Below are 1,261 nucleotides of genomic sequence, written 5' to 3' on the forward strand. Positions count from 1 at the left end.
CGACAACGACGGAGCGGGTTTCAGTGGAAGCCCGGCTTTGGATTGGGGTTTGGGTTGCGCTCATTGGTCCATCCTTTTCAATAATGATTCAAGGTCATCAAAACGGTCATGCCAGAACGCACCGTAGACGCTCATCCAGTCGCGCAGCGGCCCGAGCGCCAGCGGTTCGGCGCTGTAGTGCGTCTCGCGCCCGTCACGCCTGTCGTTCACCAGCCGCGCCTGTTTCAGGACGCGCAAGTGCTTGGACACGGCTGGCTGCGACACACCCGCGCGGTCCGTCAAGGCGCGCACGGTCTGCGCCCCATCACGGGCCAGGCGTTCAAAAATCGCCCGCCGTGTCGGATCGGCAAGCGCCTTGAAAACTTCGTCCGCGATGGTTGCTGTTGGCATGTCTAAAGCATAACCCGATGGTTATTGATCTGTCAACCCCGGCAGAGGGCCGGCAGGGGAACCGGCTTATTGGCCGGCTGGATTTCCGTGATTACGACGGCTCCGCAGGGGTTGAAGGCCTCGCCTGCGATCAGTCTCCGATGATGAGCGGTCCGGTTTAAGGGGATACCAGGCCGAAAACGCGAAGGTAATATTGCCGAATAACTTTCACGTAGACGAAGGTAGTACTGTCTTCATGAAGCTCCCGTGCCTTGTGGTGCGGATTGGCCGGTGCACTCATTGAGCCGCGAAGTCCGGGCTTCCGCAGTGCTCGCCGGTATGTATGTCGCTCGCGTATCGCGCGAGTCATCGTCGCTGTTGGTGGTGCGCACGAAGCGCCTGCGAGCTTTGACACCCAGGTTGTGCGGCCTTCAGCGCAATTCAAGCTTCCACATAGACGAACGTAGTATTGACTAATCACTATCGCAGAGTATCTTTTGTTTTGCGTTTGTGATTTTTCGCGTTGCTGTCCGATATTGACATGCCGATATTGCGCTTGCRCAACATCCAGATTGGATGAGCGCATTCAAACGAGGAACTCCCAGCATGGGAACGTCTATGCATACGAAGGACTCCGCGACTGACGTTGCTGCAGTAGCCGTACARCCTTCAGAACAGGGCTGCAGCCTGCCTGGCACAAATATTTTCTACCATTCCGGCACAGTCACCGAGCAATGCAGGCAAGCTTTGCTCGGGCACGCGCCGGCCACGATCTGGTTGACCGGATTGAGCGGTGCGGGAAAGTCCACGCTCGCATACGCATTGGAAAAAATGCTGCTGGATCTTGCCCATCCTTGCTTCGTTCTGGACGGCGACAACCTCCGGCATGGAC

2 protein-coding genes are annotated in these 1,261 nt (G+C 57.5%); one reads left to right on the forward strand and one right to left on the reverse strand.

The features are described from left to right. Positions 1-60 precede the first annotated feature (60 nt). On the reverse strand, positions 61-390 hold the full coding sequence (locus tag AC1D0P_RS25730; RefSeq protein WP_477679318.1) for an ArsR/SmtB family transcription factor: 330 nt from the start codon (positions 388-390) through the stop codon (positions 61-63). A 681-nt stretch (positions 391-1,071) separates the two neighbouring features. Between AC1D0P_RS25730 and AC1D0P_RS25735 the strand changes: the two genes are divergently transcribed. Next, positions 1,072-1,261: adenylyl-sulfate kinase (locus tag AC1D0P_RS25735; protein ID WP_477679319.1), on the forward strand; the 190-nt coding region annotated here is incomplete at its 3' end.

The organism is Polaromonas sp. P1_G2, assembly GCF_056405515.1.

What these genes read in the sequence shown, in the direction of transcription:
- AC1D0P_RS25730 (WP_477679318.1), bottom strand. Translation starts at nt 390, where the DNA reads ATGCCAACAGCAACCATCGCGGACGAAGTTTTCAAGGCGCTTGCCGAT.